Source organism: Rufibacter latericius, assembly GCF_003721515.1.
Lineage (GTDB): Bacteria > Bacteroidota > Bacteroidia > Cytophagales > Hymenobacteraceae > Nibribacter > Nibribacter latericius.
Genome location: NZ_RJJD01000008.1, coordinates 224,580 through 244,559, shown reverse-complemented (window position 1 = coordinate 244,559; position 19,980 = coordinate 224,580). Strand labels below are relative to the sequence as shown.

At 50.1% G+C, this 19,980-nt stretch carries 19 protein-coding genes; 4 read left to right on the top strand and 15 right to left on the bottom strand.

Features of this window, described 5'->3' with window-relative positions:
- Window positions 1-230: 230 nt before the first annotated feature.
- The 3 genes from EFB08_RS13090 to EFB08_RS13080 form a co-directional block, all read right to left on the bottom strand.
- Window positions 231-995 (bottom strand): helix-turn-helix transcriptional regulator, encoded by a 765-nt coding sequence (locus EFB08_RS13090; RefSeq protein ID WP_123127411.1) that lies wholly within the window; start codon window positions 993-995, stop codon window positions 231-233.
- Window positions 996-1,291: 296 nt separating this feature from the next.
- Complete coding sequence (locus EFB08_RS13085; protein ID WP_123127410.1) at window positions 1,292-1,615, bottom strand: 2Fe-2S iron-sulfur cluster-binding protein; 324 nt, start codon at window positions 1,613-1,615, stop codon at window positions 1,292-1,294.
- Between the two features lie 4 nt (window positions 1,616-1,619).
- Window positions 1,620-2,633, bottom strand: coding sequence for an NAD(P)/FAD-dependent oxidoreductase (locus EFB08_RS13080; protein WP_123127409.1), 1,014 nt, complete (start codon window positions 2,631-2,633; stop codon window positions 1,620-1,622).
- A 192-nt stretch (window positions 2,634-2,825) separates the two neighbouring features.
- Here EFB08_RS13080 and lgt point away from each other — a divergent pair, with 192 nt between their 5' ends.
- A complete protein-coding gene (gene lgt, locus EFB08_RS13075) occupies window positions 2,826-3,653 on the top strand; it encodes a prolipoprotein diacylglyceryl transferase (RefSeq protein WP_123127408.1) in 828 nt (275 codons plus the stop codon).
- A gap of 111 nt (window positions 3,654-3,764) precedes the next feature.
- Here lgt and EFB08_RS13070 read toward each other — a convergent pair whose 3' ends face one another.
- The 5 genes from EFB08_RS13070 to yidD all read right to left on the bottom strand — a co-directional run bounded on the left by EFB08_RS13070 (window position 3,765) and on the right by yidD (window position 7,178).
- Entirely contained in the window at window positions 3,765-4,628 is an 864-nt protein-coding gene (locus EFB08_RS13070) for an esterase-like activity of phytase family protein (RefSeq protein ID WP_123127407.1), read from the bottom strand.
- 194 nt (window positions 4,629-4,822) lie between these two features.
- A complete protein-coding gene (gene msrB, locus EFB08_RS13065) occupies window positions 4,823-5,404 on the bottom strand; it encodes a peptide-methionine (R)-S-oxide reductase MsrB (protein WP_123127406.1) in 582 nt (193 codons plus the stop codon).
- Window positions 5,405-5,585: 181 nt separating this feature from the next.
- A complete protein-coding gene (locus tag EFB08_RS13060) occupies window positions 5,586-6,023 on the bottom strand; it encodes a nucleoside deaminase (protein WP_123127405.1) in 438 nt (145 codons plus the stop codon).
- On the bottom strand, window positions 6,020-6,763 hold the full coding sequence (locus tag EFB08_RS13055) for a DUF4184 family protein (protein WP_123127404.1): 744 nt from the start codon (window positions 6,761-6,763) through the stop codon (window positions 6,020-6,022). Before EFB08_RS13055 ends, EFB08_RS13060 begins: the two co-directional genes overlap by 4 nt.
- Window positions 6,764-6,947: 184 nt before the next feature.
- Window positions 6,948-7,178 (bottom strand): membrane protein insertion efficiency factor YidD, encoded by a 231-nt coding sequence (gene yidD, locus EFB08_RS13050; protein ID WP_123127403.1) that lies wholly within the window; start codon window positions 7,176-7,178, stop codon window positions 6,948-6,950.
- A 66-nt stretch (window positions 7,179-7,244) separates the two neighbouring features.
- On the opposite strand from yidD, the gene EFB08_RS13045 reads away from it, so the two are divergent.
- A complete protein-coding gene (locus EFB08_RS13045; RefSeq protein WP_165864890.1) occupies window positions 7,245-9,551 on the top strand; it encodes a S46 family peptidase in 2,307 nt (768 codons plus the stop codon).
- Between the two features lie 96 nt (window positions 9,552-9,647).
- On the opposite strand, the gene EFB08_RS23350 is transcribed toward EFB08_RS13045, so the two are convergent.
- Window positions 9,648-9,827 (bottom strand): hypothetical protein, encoded by a 180-nt coding sequence (locus tag EFB08_RS23350; RefSeq protein WP_125077737.1) that lies wholly within the window; start codon window positions 9,825-9,827, stop codon window positions 9,648-9,650.
- 288 nt (window positions 9,828-10,115) lie between these two features.
- Between EFB08_RS23350 and EFB08_RS13040 the strand changes: the two genes are divergently transcribed.
- Window positions 10,116-10,952 carry a PorV/PorQ family protein gene (locus tag EFB08_RS13040; protein ID WP_123127402.1) on the top strand — a complete coding sequence of 279 codons (837 nt, stop codon included), beginning with the start codon at window positions 10,116-10,118 and terminating at the stop codon, window positions 10,950-10,952.
- Complete coding sequence (locus tag EFB08_RS13035) at window positions 10,949-13,030, top strand: ComEA family DNA-binding protein (protein ID WP_123127401.1); 2,082 nt, start codon at window positions 10,949-10,951, stop codon at window positions 13,028-13,030. Before EFB08_RS13040 ends, EFB08_RS13035 begins: the two co-directional genes overlap by 4 nt.
- A gap of 37 nt (window positions 13,031-13,067) precedes the next feature.
- Here the strand turns inward: EFB08_RS13035 and EFB08_RS13030 are convergent, their stop codons facing one another.
- The 6 genes from EFB08_RS13030 to EFB08_RS13005 form a co-directional block, all read right to left on the bottom strand.
- Complete coding sequence (locus EFB08_RS13030) at window positions 13,068-14,612, bottom strand: hypothetical protein (RefSeq protein ID WP_123127400.1); 1,545 nt, start codon at window positions 14,610-14,612, stop codon at window positions 13,068-13,070.
- 42 nt (window positions 14,613-14,654) lie between these two features.
- Window positions 14,655-16,229: a hypothetical protein gene (locus EFB08_RS13025; protein ID WP_165864889.1), complete on the bottom strand. Its 1,575-nt coding sequence runs from the start codon at window positions 16,227-16,229 to the stop codon at window positions 14,655-14,657.
- On the bottom strand, window positions 16,204-17,787 hold the full coding sequence (locus tag EFB08_RS13020) for an NAD(P)/FAD-dependent oxidoreductase (RefSeq protein WP_123127942.1): 1,584 nt from the start codon (window positions 17,785-17,787) through the stop codon (window positions 16,204-16,206). Before EFB08_RS13020 ends, EFB08_RS13025 begins: the two co-directional genes overlap by 26 nt.
- Window positions 17,788-17,973: 186 nt before the next feature.
- Complete coding sequence (gene sigZ, locus EFB08_RS13015) at window positions 17,974-18,603, bottom strand: RNA polymerase sigma factor SigZ (protein WP_123127398.1); 630 nt, start codon at window positions 18,601-18,603, stop codon at window positions 17,974-17,976.
- Window positions 18,604-18,686: 83 nt separating this feature from the next.
- Entirely contained in the window at window positions 18,687-19,196 is a 510-nt protein-coding gene (locus EFB08_RS13010) for a GNAT family N-acetyltransferase (RefSeq protein ID WP_123127397.1), read from the bottom strand.
- 26 nt (window positions 19,197-19,222) lie between these two features.
- Window positions 19,223-19,654: an ArsI/CadI family heavy metal resistance metalloenzyme gene (locus tag EFB08_RS13005; RefSeq protein WP_123127396.1), complete on the bottom strand. Its 432-nt coding sequence runs from the start codon at window positions 19,652-19,654 to the stop codon at window positions 19,223-19,225.
- Window positions 19,655-19,980 lie beyond the last annotated feature (326 nt).

The following is a 19,980-nucleotide window of genomic DNA, read 5'->3' as shown; positions in this document are numbered from 1 at the left end:
AAGCGTTCTCCTTAAAATGAAGAGAATGAAAGGATTATCGTTTTAGGGCTGGTTTCCTGAAAAGGGCAAGAAAACGGGCAGAAGGCTCATGGACAGAAGAGGAAGATACTGAAGAGAAAATCAGCAGACGAATAGCGGAAAGTTGCCCGAATAATTACCGGCCCGATAAGGTAGAATGCGATAGATGGATTTTTTAGCCGATGGTGGCGGAATCCTGAAAAGGTAATTTCTTACAACCAACCTTCCCTCACCGCTTTGGCCACCAGTTCTGAGGTGCTGGCTGACCCGGTTTTGGCCAGAATGTTCCGGCGGTGCGTGTTAACCGTATGCTGACTGATATACAGTTTCTTTCCGATCTCGGTACTATGTTTTCCAGAAATGAGCAGAGATAGGATTTCTTTCTCCCGTTTGCTTAACATGTCTTTATCTGAGCAGAAAACATGCTTGGCGTTCACGTCAATGTAAGAGGGTTCCCCGTCAAGGCCAATGAACGACAGAACCGGTTTGCCTTCGTGCTTCAGGTGGGAGATATCTGTATGCACCACAAAAGAGCGTAGCACGGCACCAGCCTCATCAGCCTGAATGGTGACGGTCTGGTGCAGAATGCGGAGGTAATTCCCATCGGCTTTCCTGATGCGGAAATCATACCTCACCTTGTACTTCAGGCTCTTGCCCGCCGGCAACTGGAGGAAGAATTCTTTGGCGGCATTCTCAAAGTTCAGGAAACAGGGTAAATCATCGGGGTGAATGCGGTTGAGCACTTCAGGCACGGTGAAATTCTCCGGAGGAAACCCAAGAATGTCTTGGACGTTGTCACTGACGAATTCTATCCTGGCTTCGGGGCAGTTGAAGATGAAGTAATAGTAATCTCCAACCTGAAAGATGTTCAGTAGTTTTTTATGGACCTCCAGCTCAAAATCTATCTCCGGAGCTGTTGATTCCTTGGAGACTTGCCTCCAGATTTTCTGGGCGCTTTCATACGCAAGTAATTCCATCTTAAGGGGATATTTAGAGTATTCAATAGGATATCTTTTCTTGTATTAATCTTTTTCTGAATATACAGAGAGAGATTGAAAAAACGCTATCTCATCTGCAAGAAATAATTAAAAATTTGTATTTAAAGGGAATATTAAGAATTCTTTAAGCTAAAAACTCCTATTTATTATGAAAATAGCTTGCTGGCAAAAAGGATTTTAAGCCTATTTTCCTGAGAACGGGCCTAAAACGGGAAAGCCCCGGCTACGCATTTACTGCAACAGCCAGGGCTTTCTGCCTCTGAAAAATAGGATGCTTAGTGGTCAGACATCACGCGTAGCACCATGCCGTCTAGGGCTGGCGTCACCCTGATCTGGCACGAAAGACGGCTGGTATCCCGCAGGTTGGGCAGGTTTTCCAGCATGTACAATTCGTCGTCAGATGGTTCTGGCAGTTCAGGAGCCTCCAGAAGTTCTACGTGGCAGGTGGCACAAAGGGCCATGCCGCCGCAGGTAGCCAGAATGTCAAACTCGTTGGCTTTCAGGGCTTCCATCAAACTCAAACCCATATCTGTGGGCACGGGAACGGCAACGCGCTCGCCTTCTGGGGTCTCTACGTAAACAGTGATGTCTTCTTGCATGGCATTACATGGTTGGCACTCCGTTCACGGTAGTGTATTTCAAAACGAATTTCTTGTCTGGGTAAATAAAAGAGTATGCGCTCTGCGCCATCAGGGCTGCCTCATGATAACCGCAAAGAATTAGCTTCAGCTTGCCCGGGTACGTGTTGATGTCGCCGATGGCGTACACCCCCGGTATGTTGGTGCTGTAGTCTACCGTATTCACCACAATCGCCGATTTCTCCAGTTCCAGTCCCCAGTTCTCCAACGGCCCTAATTTAGGCACCAACCCGAAGAGCGGGATAAAGTAATCAGTTTCTATCTCGTAAGGATCTGCTCCGTCTGGTACCAGGGTTACCGCTTTCAGTTGCCCGTTGCCGTGTACCTCGGTCACGTTCGATTTCAAAAGCAAACGCATGTGGCCTTCCTCGGCCAGGCTGGAAACCTTGGCCGCCGACTCAGGGGCTCCTCTGAAGGTAGTGCCGCGGTGCACCAGGGTAAGTTCTTTGGCTACATCCGCTAAGTAAATGGCCCAGTCCAAGGCAGAGTCACCGCCGCCGGCCAGCACCACGCGCTTGTCACGGTAGTACTCTGGGTCCAGGATCATGTAGTTAACGCCTTTGCCGCCTTCAAAGTTGGTCAGGTTCTCAATTGCTGGCTTGCGGGGCTCAAAGGAACCCAGGCCACCGGCAATCACTACCACCTTACAGAAAATCTCGGTTCCTTCTGAGGTCACTACCCTGAAAGAGCCGTCTTCCAGTTTGTCCAGGTCCTCTACGCGTTCGCCTAAGGTGAAGGTAGGGTGAAAGGGGGCAATCTGCTCCATCTGGTTTTTGATCAGGTCACCCGCTAGAATAGAGGGGAAGCCCGGGATGTCATAGATGGGTTTCTTAGGGTAGATCTCGGAAAGCTGGCCGCCTACCTGGGGCAGGGCGTCTACCACGTGGCACTTCATTTTAAGAAGACCTGCTTCAAACACCGCAAAAAGCCCAACCGGCCCGGCGCCAATAATACAGATATCAGTAGTTACAGTTGACATATATGGTTTATAAATCTAACAGGCAGTCTGGCCAATGCTTTTCCGCCCTCACTAGAGCACACAAAACCTACACTTTCAGGTTTGCGCCCACAAAGTAACATCATTTTCGGGTAAAGTGTTTCCTTAGAAGCAGAACTGATTCTTGCCCCCTATAGATTAAATTGTAATTTTAGCCCCACTAACGGTTTCTACATGCTGAACTTCATCACCTGGGACGTTTCGCCCGATATTTTTTCGCTTGGCCCGGTTACGGTACGCTGGTACGGTCTGCTGTTTGCCATGGCCTTTGTGCTCACCCAACCCATTGAGAAATACATCTACCGCAAAGACGGCCGCACCGATGAAGACGTGGACATCCTGACCATGTACATGATCATCGGTACGGTGATTGGCGCGCGTCTGGGCCACTGTCTTTTTTACGACCCGGGGTATTATCTGTCTAACCCTCTGGAGATTTTAAAGATTTGGGAGGGCGGTCTGGCCAGCCACGGCGGTACCATAGGTATTCTGCTGTCACTGTACCTGTTCTGCCGCAAATACAAGTTTGATTACCTCTGGGTGCTGGACCGTATTGTGATTGTGACCGCACTGGGTGGGGCCTGCATCAGGCTGGGGAACCTCATGAACTCTGAGATCATTGGTAGGCCCACTGATGTGGCGTGGGCGTTTAAGTTTGTGCGCAACAACGAGCTGTTCAACGGTGTACCGGCTTATGTAGACCCGCGCCATCCAACGCAGTTGTATGAAAGCCTTTTCTGCGTGTTCCTGTTCATTTTGCTGTATGTGCTCTGGAAACGCGGTGCCGGCCAGGTACGCGGACTGCTGTTTGGGTTGTTTGTGACGCTGCTGTTCTCGTTCCGTTTCCTGGTGGAGTTCCTGAAGGAAAACCAAGAGGAGTTTGAAAACGCCTTGCCTCTGAACATGGGCCAGTGGCTGAGTATTCCATTGGTTTTGGTGGGAATTGCCGTTCTATTCTATGCCGCTCGGCAACCTAAAACACCCAGAAAAGTCACTGCCTAACAGGTTAGGGGTTACTTTATAGAAAATAGCCTGAAAACAGGAAGGTCCCACAGAGAAATTTGTGGGACCTTCCTGTTTTCAGGCTTCTCTGTTGTTATGCTTCCAGGGCAATTACAACGTGTACTGGAACAGGTTTCCTTCCTCATTGGTGATGACCAGGTTCTGATTGTCTTTGAAAAGAACCGCTTCGGCCTGGCCGATTTTAGGTAAGTCCAGCACCTGGGGATTCTGTCCGAAGAACTGGGTGGAACCTTTGGCCACGGGGTAGAGGTACAGTTTGCCGTAAGTCAGGACCGCCAGGCGACGGCCATCGGGGCTGAGGTCGGCGGAGGTAACCAAGCCGGGCAGTTCTTTCTTCCCGATGAGGCGGGCTGTGTGTGTGCCGGCGTCATCTGAGAGTTCGTACATCTTCGCGAAGCGCGAGGCACCGCGGTCTTTGGAAATGAGGTACAGTTTGCCGTTCTGCCAGAAAAAAGCCTCACAATCAAAGTTTCGGTTGGCCTTCTCAATTTTCCCTGAGGGCATGTCTTCATAGGTGAATTTGATCACCTGCGGTTTGAAGCCGTTTTTAAGCGATACTTTGTAGATGCGCAGATCGGTTCGTTTGTTGCTGTTGTTGCCCATGTCGCCAATGTAAAGGTTGCCTTGCGTGTCACGGGCCAGGTCTTCCCAGTCGGTGTTGGTGGCGCCTTCTATGGTAACTTCCTGCAGCAGTTTGCCTTGTTCATTTATCTTGTAGAGGATGGGGGCGTTGCCGGCATCGTTGTGCGTCCAATAGGTATTGGGCTTATCGGCCACTTCCAGGCCCGAGCTTTCCACCACCGCACTGGGTAATTTGGCCAGATGGGTCAAAGGGCTGAAAACGACAGGAGTGGGGGCCTCGGTGGAAGACGTAAAAGGATAGTAACTGCTGAAAACAAACGTTAACGGCAAAGCCGAAAGCACACACCATTTGAGGTAGGGGTAACGTTTCATGAAGGTCTGGTTATAGGGTGATGAATGTTGTTTTCTGGCGTGACCAGAACTTTATTTAACGACACTGCTGCCCTTGGGTTATCAATAAAGCGCAAAGAGGCTGTTTCTGGCCTGTTTTCCCAGGTATAAGCCCAAAACGAAAGCTCCACCGCCAGTACTGACAGTGGAGCTTTCTAAAGGGGTTTTTACTTAAATCAATTTGCGGGGAAGGCTCCGTCTGGCTCAAAGTTCAAAGCGACGGAGTTCATGCAGTAACGCTTGCCGGTTGGCTCGGGGCCGTCATCAAACAGGTGGCCCAAGTGCCCGTCGCAGCGGCCGCACAAGACCTCAATCCGTTCCATGCCAAACGAGTTGTCTGCCTGGTAGATGACCGCCTTTTTCCGGATGGTTTCAAAGAAGCTGGGCCAACCACAATCGCTCGCGAACTTGGCATCTGACCGGAACAGTTTGTTTCCGCAGGCGGCGCAGTAATAGGTGCCTCGGCCGGTGAAGTTCCAGAGCTTGCCGGTAAAAGCCCGCTCGGTGCCTTTCTTCCGGGAGATGTAGTAAACATCCGGAGACAGCACTTTTTTCCATTCGGCATCAGAGACGTGCAGTTTGGTGGTGTCAGTGCGGGAGTAATAGGGGTTCTTGGTTTGCTGCGGATCAGTGACGGTGGTCTGGGTGACCGCTACTGAGGTAGCGGGAGCATCCTGCTGACCGGTTTTCTCGGCGGCCCTTTGGCAACTGAGCAGAGGCAAAAACAAAAATAGATAATAGAAAAGAAGGCGTTTCATGGCAGTACAGATAAGGAACGTGCTGGTTCTCTCATAACATATACGTTCCCCGTAAAGTTTGTGGATTCCCGCCGAAGAGCTGAAAAGAAACGTGTCCTTGGGTTTAAGGCCTGTTTTCAGAAAACGGGCCTTAAACCCAAGGACACACCTCAATCTTTATTTCTAAACAAAAAAACCGAAGCTACACCCCAATGTCTTCGTTCCAAACCGCGGGTTTCTCCTGGATGAACCTCTGCATAAGGCTGAAGCATTCCTGGTTGTCTTCAACGGTCACGTTCACGCCTCGGGAGCGCAGCAGTTCTTCTTCGCCCATGAACGACTTGTTCTCACCTATTACCACGTTAGGGATGCCATACAACAAAATGGTGCCCGAGCACATAGAACACGGCGACAAGGTAGTGTACAGGATGCACTCGCGGTATACCGAGGCCGGTTGCCGGCCCGCGTTCTCCAGCGCATCCATCTCGCCGTGGAGAATGGCGCTGCCGTCCTGCACGCGCTTGTTGTGACCTCGCCCGATGATCTTGCCCTTGTGCACCAACACAGACCCGATGGGAATGCCGCCTTCTTCGTATCCTTTTTTCGCCTCTTCTAAAGCCGCTTGCAAAAACTCGTTCATGTTCTGGATAAAATTTGTTCTTTGATTTTGATCAAGAAAGGTAGAATAATCAAACTAAGCAAACCCGCCGAGAGGGCTGCTATCATAATGTAATATCGGTTCATTTTCCCGCCCGCCATAATCCAGAGCGCCACCACCACGCACACAATCACCCCAGACATTAACCAGAAGCCCCAAAAAGGTTTCTTCTCCAGAGACCGTTCCTCCTTGGGCAACTCGGATAGGAAGACCGCCATCACAAAGCCTCCCACCACTGACAGCACCTGCTGCAAAAGCGAGAACAACGGTCGGGTGAAGGGCTCAGGCAAAACATCTTCGGCCAAATAAGGAAACAGCCGCACACCCAGACCGGTGCGGTGGGTAAAGGAATCCCAGGTAAGATGCGAGACAATGCCCACCAGCAACGACAAAATCACCACCGGCCAATGCCTTTTGAAATAAGGAAGCCAATTAAACCGCTTGAATCGGTTCAGCCGAAGCCGCAGAAAGTTGGGCAGGTGATCTATAAGCGTATTCCGTACTATTAAATGAAAGACAAAGCAGAGCAAAATGCCCATGGGCAGGTTGAAGTAGAAAATGCCTTTCCAGGTATGGCTGTGCGGGTCATGCAGACTCATTCGGATGAATTTCTCGAAATCGGGGGCCATGCTGCCCACAATCAGCCCGGTAGCCGAGCGCCAGCGGTACTTCAGTCCAATAAACGGTAAGACAACAGCCGGGTGGGAAAAGGTGAAGGGCATTGGATAAAAACTTAGATAACCTTAACGGCAGGGCGGGAAAATTGATACAACATAGTTTTCTGTACAGATCAATTTGATTGGGGAAGAGCTGCTTGCCAAGGAACTTTGCTTTTCCTGTTTTAGGCCCCTTTTCCGAAATCAAGGCAGAAACCCCCAGGAACCGAGATTTAACTAACCCAACCCTTTACGGCACCGGATCATACCCGTGCCCGCCCCAGGGGTGACAGCGCCCAATTCTTTTCAGCCCCATCCAACCTCCTTTGAAAGGCCCGTACTTCACGATGGCTTGGTGCGCATAGGCCGAGCAGGTGGGCGTGAAACGGCAACTCCCCGGCGTAAGCGGCGAAATCATGTAGCGGTACACCCACACAATGCCTAGGAAAAGGTGCCTGAAAAGCCAGTTGATTACCTGCATATGCTGCTAGTTTCGGGAAAAAAAGTCACAAATCCTTACCTTTGGGTTTTCTAACTAACACACGTTATGCTAAAAAAGATCTATAGTTTACTTCTTCTAGGTTGCCTGAGCTTGTCCATGACGGCTCGCGCCGATGAAGGCATGTGGTTGCCGCTGCTGGTAAAGCGCCTCAACCACGTGGATATGCAGAAACAAGGCCTTCAACTGACCGCCGAGGAAATCTACAACGTGAACAACGCCAGCCTGAAAGACGCCATTGTGCAGTTCGGAGGCTTTTGTACCGGCGAGTTCGTGTCCAAGGAAGGTCTGCTGCTCACCAACCACCACTGCGGCTATGATGCCATCGCGTCTAACTCCACTCCGCAGGACGACATCCTGAAGAACGGATTCTGGGCCATGACCAAGCAACAGGAGAAGAAAAACGAAGGCCTCTTCGTTGACATTCTGGTGCGCATGGAAGACGTGACCGGCCAGGTGTTGCAGAGCATCACGCCACAGACGCCAGAGCAGGAGCGGACTCGTCTGGTAACCGAGCGTTCCAAATCCATCGCCGATGCGGCCAAGAACAACGGTCAGTACGTGTCATACGTGCGCGATTTCTTCAATGGCAACGAGTTCTATATGTTTGTGTACGAGCGTTTCTCTGATGTGCGCCTGGTGGGAACTCCGCCGGAAAGCATCGGGAAATTCGGGGGCGATACGGATAACTGGATGTGGCCGCGCCATACCGGCGACTTCTCCATGTTCCGGGTGTACATGAGCCCAGACGGCAAGCCCGCCGAGTACTCTGAGAAAAACGTACCGTACCGTCCTAAGCACCACCTGCCGGTTTCCATGAGCCCCGTGAAGGAAGGCGATTTCTCCATGGTTTTCGGATTTCCGGGTAAAACCACGCGCTTTATGGCTGGCTCTGGTTTAGGTATGGCGGTGGAGCAATCCAATCCGGCTCGTATCAAATTGCGCGAGCGCCGTTTGGCTTTGATGAAAGAAGCCATGGATGCATCGCCCGCTGACCGCCTGAAACTGGCTTCCAACTACGCCAGCATCAGCAACTACTACAAATATTACATTGGGCAGAACGAAGGCATCAAGCGTATGAAAACGCTGGACAAAAAAGCCGCCGAGGAGAAAGCCTTCCAGGAATGGGCCAACGGGAATGCTAACCGCAAAGCCCTTTATGGCACCGCCCTGGCAGATATTAACGCCTCCTACGCCGGACAGCGCACCTACAACCTGTCGGCTATTTACCGCACCGAGGCTGCTTTTGCTCCCCAACTGATTGCGCACGCCTACCAGTACACCCCGCTCTACAACCTGCTCAAAGCCGGCAACGTGGACAAGGCCAAACTGCAGGAACTGGTAACGGCCTACAAAGACATGAACAAGGAGTTTTACGCGAGCTTCGTGAAGTCTTCTGACCAGAAAATCTTCGCCGAGCTGATGCAGATGTACTTCAACGATGTGCCCAAAGCGCAGCACGCCGACATCTTCAAAGACTTGACGGCTACCTACAAAGGTGATTTTAAGAAGTGGGGCGCCGATGTATACAGCAAATCCCTGCTTTCTTCTGAGGCGAAAGCCAACGCGTTTTTGGCCAATCCTACGCAAAAGGCCCTGGAAACAGACCCAGCGTTCAAGTTCATGCGGGCGGTACAAACCAATTACCAAGACAACGTTCTGCCCAAGCTGAATGAGTACAATGCCGCTTTGGGCCGCGCCAACCGTCTGTACGTAGCCGGTCTGCGTGAAATGCACCCAAACAAAGTGTTCTACCCAGACGCTAATTCTACCTTGCGTCTAAGCTACGGAACCGTGAAAGACTACGAGCCGCGCGATGGCGTACAATATAAGTACTACACCACGTTGCAGGGCATCGCCGAGAAAGAAGACCCAACCAACCCGGAGTTCATTGTGCCGGCTAAACTGATGGAGCTATACAACAAGAAAGACTACGGTAAGTACGGGCAGGACGGCGAGTTACGTGTAGGCTTCATCACCAACAACGACATCACGGGTGGTAACTCCGGTTCGCCGGTGATCAACGGACGCGGTGAGTTGATAGGCCTGGCCTTTGACGGAAACTGGGAAGCCATGACCGGTGACCTGGTATTCGATCCAGAGTACAAGCGCTGCATCAACGTAGACATCAAATACGTGCTCTTCGTGATTGACAAACTCGCGGGCGCTGGTCACCTGGTGAATGAGATGACCCTGGTTGACAAAGGCAACCCGAATAACACGTTCAACCCCGCCATCAACGACGTGAACATGACCGGCAAGATGGAAGTGGAAACCGCCGATTCTGAGATCAAAATCAAGAAGAAAAAGAACGAGACCAAGATCAAGAAAGAAACCAAAAAGCAGAAGAGCTAAGCTTTTTCAGGCCTCTTTTCTGAGAAATAGACCAAAAACGCCCGGAGAGTCTCCGGGTGTTTTTTTTTGTCTCAAAAGTGAAAGGGTTCTGTATTTCTAGTAGGCTACCTTCCCTGCCTCAGGGTCAAAATCATACCCTCGCCCTTGCTGCATGTTTTCACCAGCAAGCGGGAAGGCGTCTGCGTCTGGATTGTTGGTGAAAAACACCAACATGGCGGCTGGGCTGTCTAAAGGTAAGTCTACTTGCAATGCACATAGCAAAGCACCTGCTCGCATTTTCCCCACTTCCTGTTCTTACACTGTTTTCCCGTTGATTTAGCAATGGCGGTACATTGTGGGTTGGAAAGGGACGTAACTTCCTTGGATGGTTGAGAGGGCGCCGAGAAGGACAATAGCAATCCAAGGCAAGCCGTGGAAGTGAGAGCCGTAAAAATTCTTTTCATGGATTTTAATTTTGAGGCAATAGGAAGGAATAGGTTGTATGAATATAGTAAAACTAAATATTTAAGGACTACCATTTTAAAGGAAGATTCGTAAAGCAGAGACCCACCACGTCCACTGTCTATGCCGCGACTTCTACGTTTTGGTTTGCTTCTCCTTTTACTGTGCCATCCCTTGTATACCCAAGGGCAAATCAACAATTCAGCGGTAGGAGCGCGGGCCGTGAGTTTGGGCGGAGGCGCGGTGACCTTAGCCGATGTCTGGTCGTTGAGCAACAATCCCGCGGGCATAGCGGCCCTGAAGAAACCTGAACTAGGCGCTTACGCCCACAACCGATTCTCCCTGAAAGAACTTACCACCGTGGGCTTGCTGGGGGTGTACCCAACGACAAGGTTCGGGGCTATTGGCGTAGACGTGCAGCGCTTTGGTGGGGAGTTGTACAATGAGCAGCGATTAGGAATCGGGTTGGCGCACCAATTGGGTGTAGTACGGCTCGGACTGAAAGCCGATCTGTTACAGGTGCGGGTACAGGAGTGGGGCAGTCGCAAAGCGGTGGCCCTGAGCATGGGAATCCAGTCTGACCTGTTACCCAAACTTTCCTTCGGGGCACACATCTACAACCTGAACCAAGCCAAACTGGCCGAGTTTGAAGACGAGCGCGTACCCACCGTCATGAAACTTGGGCTAAGTTTTCAGGCAGCTACCAAAGTGCTGCTGGTGTTGGAAGTCGAAAAAGAGTTGGAGTACCCGGTGGCGGTTAAAGGCGGTATCGAATATCGTTTGCTTCCTGCCCTCGGTCTGAGAACCGGGTTTAACACCGGAACCCGGGCGGGTGCCGCAGGCGTGGATGTTCGTTTCAAGCAGTTCCAGGTAGCCTATGCTCTAGGGACGCAACATCAATTGGGCATCAGCAATTACTTGTCTGTGGCTTATCAGTTGAAGAAGGAGCTGCAGCCATGAGGTTCTGCTTTTTGCTTCTTTTCCTGATTTGGGGCCTAAAACAGAGGGTAGTTGGCCAGGACGTTCCCCGACCCGCAGTAGATGTGGAACTGCTGGTGCAGGAGCTTTTCGCGCAGCAAGACGATGAGAACCCCGTTTCCTACGAAGACCTTTACGAAACCCTCCTTCAGTACTACCGCCAACCTTTGGATTTGAACCGAGCTTCCAGAGACGAGCTCCGGGGGCTTTGGCTACTTTCCGAGGGGCAGATTTCTGCTCTGTTGCAGCACATACAAGAGAACGGCCGCCTGATCAGCCTCTATGAACTACAGGCCATCCCTGGGTTTGATTTGCTGACCATCCGGAGGCTACTTCCGTTTGTCACCCTAGCCGCCATGGGCCAGATGGGGCAACGTTCCTGGAAAGAACGCCTAAAGAATGCCGATACCCACACGTGGCTATTCAGGTATGACCGCACTTTGCAGGAGCGCCGGGGCTACACTCCGCCCGAAGGACGGTCCATCACCCGTTACGTAGGTTCTCCGGATAAATATCTGCTCCGGTACCGATTAAGCCATCCGAAGGATTTCAGCTTCGGAGTCACCGCCGAGAAAGATGCGGGAGAGTCCTTCACGTGGAACCTCGGCCAACGGATCTACGGCTTCGATTTCCTCTCGGCGCACGCCCAGGTGTATGACCGAGGGGCCTTCAAGACCATCGCCTTGGGTGATTACCAACTTCAGTTTGGGCAGGGCTTGCTGCTCTCCAGCGGCTTGGGCGTGGGCAAAGGCAGCGAGACCATTACTACTGTCCGGCGCAACCAATTGGGCATTCGGCCGCATACCTCCTCATTGGAAGCCAACTTTTTTCGGGGAGTTGCCACCACGCATCATTGGCGGAGAGTTGAAACCACTTTGTTTTACTCCAATCGCAGGGTAGACGCTTCTGCCGGAAATAATTTGCAAGAAGATACTACCTTAGTAGAGTTAGGCGGACTTCAAACCTCAGGCCTGCACCGCACGCCCACTGAGTTGGCTAATCGGCAGAGGGAGCGGGAACAGGTGCTGGGCGGCAATGTCACCTACCGGAATCCTGAACAAACTTTCAGCTTTGGGCTAACGGCTTTGCACACCTTCTTCAATGTAGCGCTGCAGCAAAAACCAGAGCCGTACAATATGTTTACCTTCAGCGGGAAACAGAACACGGCGGTGGGGCTGCACTACAGTTATCTGTGGCAGAATCTTAACTTCTTCGGGGAAACCGCCCGCTCAGGAAATGGCGCTTCGGGTACCGTGAATGGGGTCTTGGCGAGTTTGTCTGAGAAAGTGGAAGTGGCGTTGCTGTACCGGTATTACGCCCGTGAATTCCACACGCTGTACGGATCCGCTTTTGGCGAGGCAAGCCGAAACCAGAACGAAAACGGGCTGTATACCGGTCTTAAACTGAAACTAAGCAACCGATGGCAACTCACCGGCTATTACGACCGCTTTTCCTTCCCATGGCTCCGTTACCGGGTAGATGCCCCTTCTGATGGAGAAGAATATTTAGTACGGTTGCAGTTCATGCCCTCCAAAACCACGCTGCTTTACGGCCAGTACCAGTTTGAACGCAAAGCCCGCAACCAAACCAACGCAGGGGAAGCCCTTCGGCAGGTAACTGATACCCATGCCCATCGCTTCCTATTGCTCCTGGATGTAAGTCCTCTGCCGACCCTCCGGTTACGTTCCAGAGTCCAGGCCAGCCGTTTCCGGCAAAGCGGCCCCAGCAGAACCGGTTTTTTCACCTCTCAGGATGTGAGTTGGGAATACAAAGCCACCCGCCTCAGCGCCCGATACGCCCTTTTCCATACCGATGATTATGACACTCGCCTCTATGTACCAGAACAGGATGTGCTGTATGCCTTTTCAATCCCCGCCTTTGCTGGTAGAGGTACCCATGTGTACCTGTTGGCTCAGCAAGGCATCTCCCGCCACTTAGATTTTTGGGTTAAGCTAAGTCATACCCACTACCGCGGGCAACGTACCGTCAGTTCTGGGTTAGAGCAAATCCAAGGGCCCAAGCGCACTGATGTGCGGGTACAGGTGCGTTATCGTTTTTGAATGGTTTCCCAGAATTCAGGCCGCAAACGATATGTCTTTAAGGAATGAGAGATTGTGATGGTGCCCCTTGTGGCGTTCCACCCACAAAGTCTTTCTGGGGCAATGGAAGCGGGTCTATTTGGTACAATAAGAAATAATGCGCCGTGATTGTAGGTTCATCGAAGCGTGCAAAAACCGTTACTGGTAAAGAATACCAATTAAGGTCAATCTCCTGTGAAGAAACCAGTATGACCCGCCTGTTTTCTTTATGGGCGAGGGCCCATGCCCAATCCAGCATCTGATAGAGACTTAACTCGTTTTTTTCCAGACTGCCTGGCTGGAAAAAAGAACTTGGTTTTAACTTAGGTAGGTAAAGGATTGGCTTGCCATAATAGGCCACAATGGAGGATGGAATGATGTCATCTTCCAAGACGAGAATGTCTGAAACCGGTACCTGCTCTTTCAGGAATGCCGCCGTTTTCTTTGCTGGGTGGAAAGGATGTTTAACGTCTATATAAGTTGCATATGCCCCCACAATCAACTGGATAGAAGTAGCAAGGAAAAGAAATGTTTGCAGTCGGGTAAACGCAATACGTGCTTTAAGAGAGGTGTTTCGGTAAAAGTAAAGGAGCCAGGTGAAGGCTAAGGTAAAGAGAAAGAAGTGCCCGAAATGCCTGATACTTCCCACATACTTGAATGCGAAAAAGGAGCTTAGGAGACCTATCAAAAGCAAATAAGGCAAGAAGAGCCGTTTCACTGATTTAAAACAGTGCAGCACAAACAGAATAATCCCTAAGGACAAGAAGGCTTCACAAGTATAACCTGCTAAGGAAGGGCTCAAGGTAGAGGAGTTCCAGAAGTCCACGAGAAAGTGGGGGATCGGGTAGAAAGCCTGCCAAGGCCTAGTAAGTGCCCTGAGATTAAGCATCACATGACTTGATTCTGCAGGGCGTAATATGCTAAATACTGCGTAAGTACAGCCAAAAATCCAAATGAGAATCCCAGTCCATCGCTTTGCTTGAGAAAGGACTTGGTGTTGCGGGGAATCTTTCCAAATGCCAAATGCTTTAGAAAACAGTAGAATACCAATAGCACCGGAGAAAAACAAGCCAAAAAGATGGGTTTGGGCATTAACTACCAATATCAGAAGAAATAGGTACCAAGTCCTAAAACGGGTGGGGTACAGGGCACAGATCAGAAAAGTGGTCAGTAACTCCAACGCATACAGGCGGCTGATGAGGCCGTATTCAAACAGGCCATAATAGCCAAAGCAAAATAATATCCGGAGGAGCCAATGAAAGGGTGCGTACCTCAGGAAAACAAAGACAAACCCTACCGCAACGCCAAACTGACACACTTGTAAAGCACGTAAGTCTTGGGTAAACCTAGTGACTACGAACAACAAACTGTACCAGAGATTTGGATGTCCCTCATACACCTTGTTTTGAAGAAGTTTTGCATAGGAATTGCTGTAGAGAGCCAACAACCAAGGCTCGGTTTCATCAAACCAAAGTTCGTGAAAAGGCATGAGTCGGGCCAGCAACAAAGCGTATAGCATTGTAAATACCAGGGCAAACAAGCTGTTTTGGGAAGGTAGGCGCATGTAGCTGGTTTACTGGTTTTCTTCAATGGAGCAAGGCGCCAATTAGTCCTTTAATATGGCAGGATATTCAGCCATCATGTTTCTATTTGAAAGGGGAAGTGGGTCTATCCGATAAAGGAAAAAGGCAAACTTCGTAATAGAATCCTTCCTGAAAATGGCAATGGGTTGAACCGGAGCACTAGCCCATTGGATAGGAAGTTCTGACCGGCAAATTAATATAACAGGTGTTTGTTTTTGTTTTGCCAAAGCCATAGCCCAGTCTAGTAAAACATAGGGTCGCAAGTCATTTACTTCGTAGGGGTCAAGCGTATAGTAACTTTTAAGATTGCCTGTTGGAAGGTTAAAAATTGGTCTACCTATGTAGGCGGTAATATTAGAATTCGCCACTCCTTCATCGGTGGCAAGGATATAGTGAGTAGGCACCGTGTTTAGGAACTGTGCTACCTGTTTCCCTACATAAAAAGGGTGTTCTACTTCTGTTTTAAGGGCGTACACCCCGGCAAAAAGTTGTAGAAACCCAAAGACCGGCAAACTGAAGGATACAAATTTGTCTTGGCGCAACGGGGTTTGCTTGTTCGGGGCCGGTTCTACGTTGCTTTGATTATAGTGGACTTTCAGCCAAAGAAATGCGTTGGTGTAAAAAAAGAAATGAGCATGATGTCTCATACTGCCCTCCATTTTTAAGGCAAAAAGACAGAATAAAGCAAAAAATAGGACAAAGAGACAAATCAACAAGCGCTTGGTACGGTAGAAAACTCCAAAGAGTACCACCAATAGTAAGGCAGTCAAGGGTATTTCAAGTCTTACGGGCAGGAAAGACGTGTTCCAGAAAGAAGTGCTGAACTCAGGTACAGGTGCAAAGGCTTGCCAAACCCGAGCGGCCGCTTGATAAACATAGTAGGGGTGAAAGAACGTGTAGGGCAATCCATTGCCTTCGTTTGGGCGCACCATGCTCCATAAGGAGAAAGAGCAGCCTAGCGTCCAAAGGAGGATTCCTGTTGTTTTCTGCCAGACAGAAGGAGATTTCCAATTTGGAGTTTCTTTCCATATCCCTAAAGCCTCAGAAAACAGCAGGAGACCCAGTACTCCAGCCGTAAAAAAGCCGAACAAGTTAGTTTGGGCGAGTAGGACCAGTAGGAGAATGTAGCTGTACCAGTGGAAGAAGCGCTTAGGATAGAAGGTGCAAACCAAAAACAAGAAAAGCATTTCAATAGCGTACAGCCTACTGATGATTCCATATTCATAAAGCCCATAGTACCCAAAACAGATCAGAAGTTTGATCAGACGGGAAAACGGGGCAAAACGCAGGAACACATACACGAATCCAACCGCAAAGATGCCTTGGGTAATCTGGAGAGCCTTTAAGGTAGTAGTGAATTGGGTGATAACGAATAATAGGCTGTACCATAGGTTTGGATGCCCTTCAAACCGTTTGTTGTAAAGCAGTTCAGCATAAGATTCGCTATAACGTGCCAAAAGCCATGGTTCCGTTTCGTCAAACCACATTTCATGGTAACTCATGAACCAAGCTAACAACAGGCCATAAACCAGGGTAAAAAGTAAGGCAAAAGTTGAGTTACCTAAGCGAATGCTACTTTTCATCAGCGGCATGTTCATGGTACTCCTGCTCGGTGTTCACCTCCCAAAGATTCGCTTTATCTGTTCTGCCGGCTGCAATGTTTTCCACTGCCAGCATGGCTGTGAGCATAGAGTGATCCTGGTTGTTGTATTTGTGCATACCGTTTCGGCCCACCAGGAACAGGTTTTCGATGTTATCCAGATACGCCTGCACTTTGGGGAACTCATTATAGGAGCCGAAGTAAGCAGGGTAGGCCTTCGGCATTTTGACCACAGTGCCATCAATAACCTGATCCGCGGAGATGATGCCTAGTTTATCCAGTTCTTCAAGGGCTAATTGCTGCAAGTCTGCTTCTGACATTTGCCAGAGAGCATCTTCTTCCTGGCAGAAGTATTCCACGCCCAGCCACACCTTGTCTGGGTCTGTGACCAGGAACGGGCTCCAGTTGTTGAATAATTGCAGACGGCCAGCCTGTACATCGGGCTCCTGGATGTAAATCCAGTTGTCCTGAATCAAGTGGTTGTCCTCGGTCTGGATAGCTAATTTATGCAAGAGTAATCCAACGGAGATGAAATTGCGGTAGGGAAGGTTTTCCGCAATTTCCCGAACATCGGAGGGTACCACATCCCCTAAAGCCCGAATCAGGCTACGGATGGGCATGGTAGAAATCACGTACTCCGGTTCCACCTGATAGGTAGTCCCCGTGGTACTATCCAGGATAGTAGCCGATACGATCTTGTTTTCTTTTATCTCTAGCCCTACTACCTTCTGCTGCATGTGCACCTCACCGCCTTGCTCCTTTATTTGCTTGGTAACAACTTCCCAAAGGTGCCCTGGGCCTAATTTTGGGTACAGGAACTGCTCAATAAGGGAAGTCTCGGTTTCCTTCTGGGTAAAGTCTGCCGATGGCGAAAAGAACTGTTGCCGCAAAAAATGTTTCGCCGCCTGGGTGATGGACAAGGCCTTGATGCGTTGTGCTCCCCACTCGGCACTTATCTGCTGGCAAGGCACGCCCCAAACTTTCTCAGTGTACGCTTTGAAAAACGTCAGGTACAGGTGTTTGCCGAACCGGTTGATGAAGAATTCCTCCAGGTTCTTTTCCTGCGGGATGGGTCTTACTACCTGTTTCAGGTAGCTCAGAACGGCTTTGGTGGACCATCCTATCCCCAATTGGGTAAGGGTTCCCACGGAGAAAGAAAGAGGGTAGTCAAAGAACTTGCGTCGAAAGAAAATCCGCGATTTGCGTTGGCGCAACAACATGACATTGTCTCCGGCGGATGGGTCCGTGGCAGAAACCGTGGGGATGATTCTGCTTTTCCCGCGGTAATTTAGGGCACCAAGGGTTTGGCCCGCTTCTAATTGCAAAGGCAGAATAGAAAGCCACCAATCCATTACCCGGTCAGATTTGGAGAAGAAGCGGTGTCCGCCAATGTCCATTCGGTTTCCCTTGTAATTGATGGTTGCCGAAATTCCGCCGATGCGATCTGTTGCTTCTACCACATAAGGGTGCACGTGAGTATGTTGCAGAAATTCATGGGCAGCCGTTAAACCGGCCGGACCAGCTCCAATAATGAGAGCTGTAACGGGAGAAGACATAAATGCAGGATAAGCCACCTCAAAGATAAGAGGCAAAAGGGGTTCTGCCAAAGTTACCGAAAATGGCTCACTCTCTTATATCAAAGGAAAAGAGACAGGAAGGAAAGGTAGGGCTGAGGTGACTCAGAAAGATTTAGGCCCGTTTTCATAAAATAGGCCCTAAAACGTGAAAAGTTTCTTCTTCGGTCAAGTAGCGCAATGCTGCAGCGCCTTACAATCGGGCCTGATCTCGGCACTGATAAGACGGCCTTGCCGATCCAGTTCCAAGTGGCAGCACTCCAGGAAAACTGCCTTCAGTTTCTCTCTTGCCCGTTGCACTCGGGACTTTGCTCCGGAAAGAGTAAGCCCCAACCTGTCGGCAATTTCCTGCTGCGGAACGCCTTCCAGATCACTCAGGCGCAGCGGTTCGGCATATTCAGTAGGAAGCAGGTGGAGCAGGGGTACCACGCAATCGGCTAGTTCTTGCGCTGGATTGGTCTGGAGCGAAGGAGAGGGCAAATCATAATCTTCAGAGAGGTAGGCTTCGCGCTGGCGAGCCCGGTAGAAATCATGTACCACGTGACGGGTAATCTCATATAGCCACGCCCGCACATTGCGTACCTTCGGTAAAGTTTCGCAGTGGTGATGCACCTTCAACAAGACTTGCTGTGAAAGATCCTCAGCATCGGCTTGGTTCAGGACCCGTTTACGGATGAAGCCTTGTAGCGCCTCCTGGTAGGTGAGAAACATAGGAACAACTGCAGCACATGGATCTTCCATAGCATTGGTACCGCAGGTAGTGGTGGGTGAGGCGCAAGATTTAGTTTCAGGACACATAGATTGCTTTTATGTGATGAATAAACCTCGTTTCAGGCCTGTTTTCGGCAAAACAGGCCTGAAATGAGAATCCTAGTTAGAAGTTAAACCCCTACAGTGGTGCTTCTTCGCTCCAGTAGGTAAGTGTCTCGCCAATGTCCATTCAATTGACCGAGGCGCTCGCGCAGCCCTACTACCCTGAACCCGCATTTCAGGTGCAAGGCCACACTAGCCTCGTTTTCCTTTAGTATGCCGGCCTGAAGCGTCCAGATACCGTTGGCTTCAGAAGAGGTCACCAGTTCCTGTAACAGGGTCTGCCCAATGCCTTTTCCACGGTACTCCTCATCTAGGTATACACTTACCTCGGCTACTCCGCCATACACGCACCTTCCGGAAACCGGGCTTAAAGCGGCCCACCCAGCTACATTGCCGCCTGAGTCTAGGGCAACCAGTCGGCTGTGGGAGAGATGCCCCGCGTTCCACTTGTCCCAATCAGGTGCCGTAGTCTCCAAAGTGGCATTCTGGGTGCTGATGCCTTGCTCATAGATAGCTTTTACCAGGGGATAATGCTTTTCCTGCAAAGGTTGTAGTGAAACTGAAGTAAGGGTTTCCATGGTTTGAGAGGGTTTGCTTTAACAAACTAAGCGCTGGCCGGGGGGCAACAGGTAGCGGCGCAGCAAGCCGTTTCCTGAATCTCACCGCTGTATTTGGTGGCTTCTCCAAATGTATAAAATGTTTCCCATTCCACGCCTTGCGGATCTTTGATCCAAGACTTCTCAGACTGAGCGTAGCAGCAAGTGGTAGTTCCCTCCTCCTGAATAATGCCTTTCGCCTTCTCCAAGCGACTATAAATCTCAAGCATTTCTTCGGGTGTTTCGGCTTGGATGCCCAAGTGCTCGATGCCTATCTGCGTTCCATGTTCCGAGAGTGCGAAGTTCACCCGTGGATCTTCCAGCATCCATTTGGCATAGTCTTGTTTCAGGACAGTTGGCTCGGCAGCAAAAAGGGCGGAATAGAAGTCCACAGATTCCTGCAGATTGCTTACGCTGATGTTTACATGCATTCTTTTCATGGCGATAGTTTTGAAAGTTATTAGATGTTTGCCCCGAAGACGGAGTGCCTTCTGAAAAGACGCAGGTTTTTCAGGAATTTTTTTCTGGTTTTAGTTTTAGACCTGTTTTCCGGAAAGTTACCTTAAACCTGCAGTTTTTGCCGGATTTACCGAAAGTCGGTTGGATGGGGCACTGTTTAATAAAACCTGTTGCTGAACGCACAAAGGCTGTTGTAGGTCATAGAGAAGTGTTTCAAGTGATAGGTTGATCTGCCTGCAACAGTTCCACCATGCCCTTGTGAAGTGGTACAACTTTCAGTAAGGTAGAAAGGGAACACTCGTTTTCT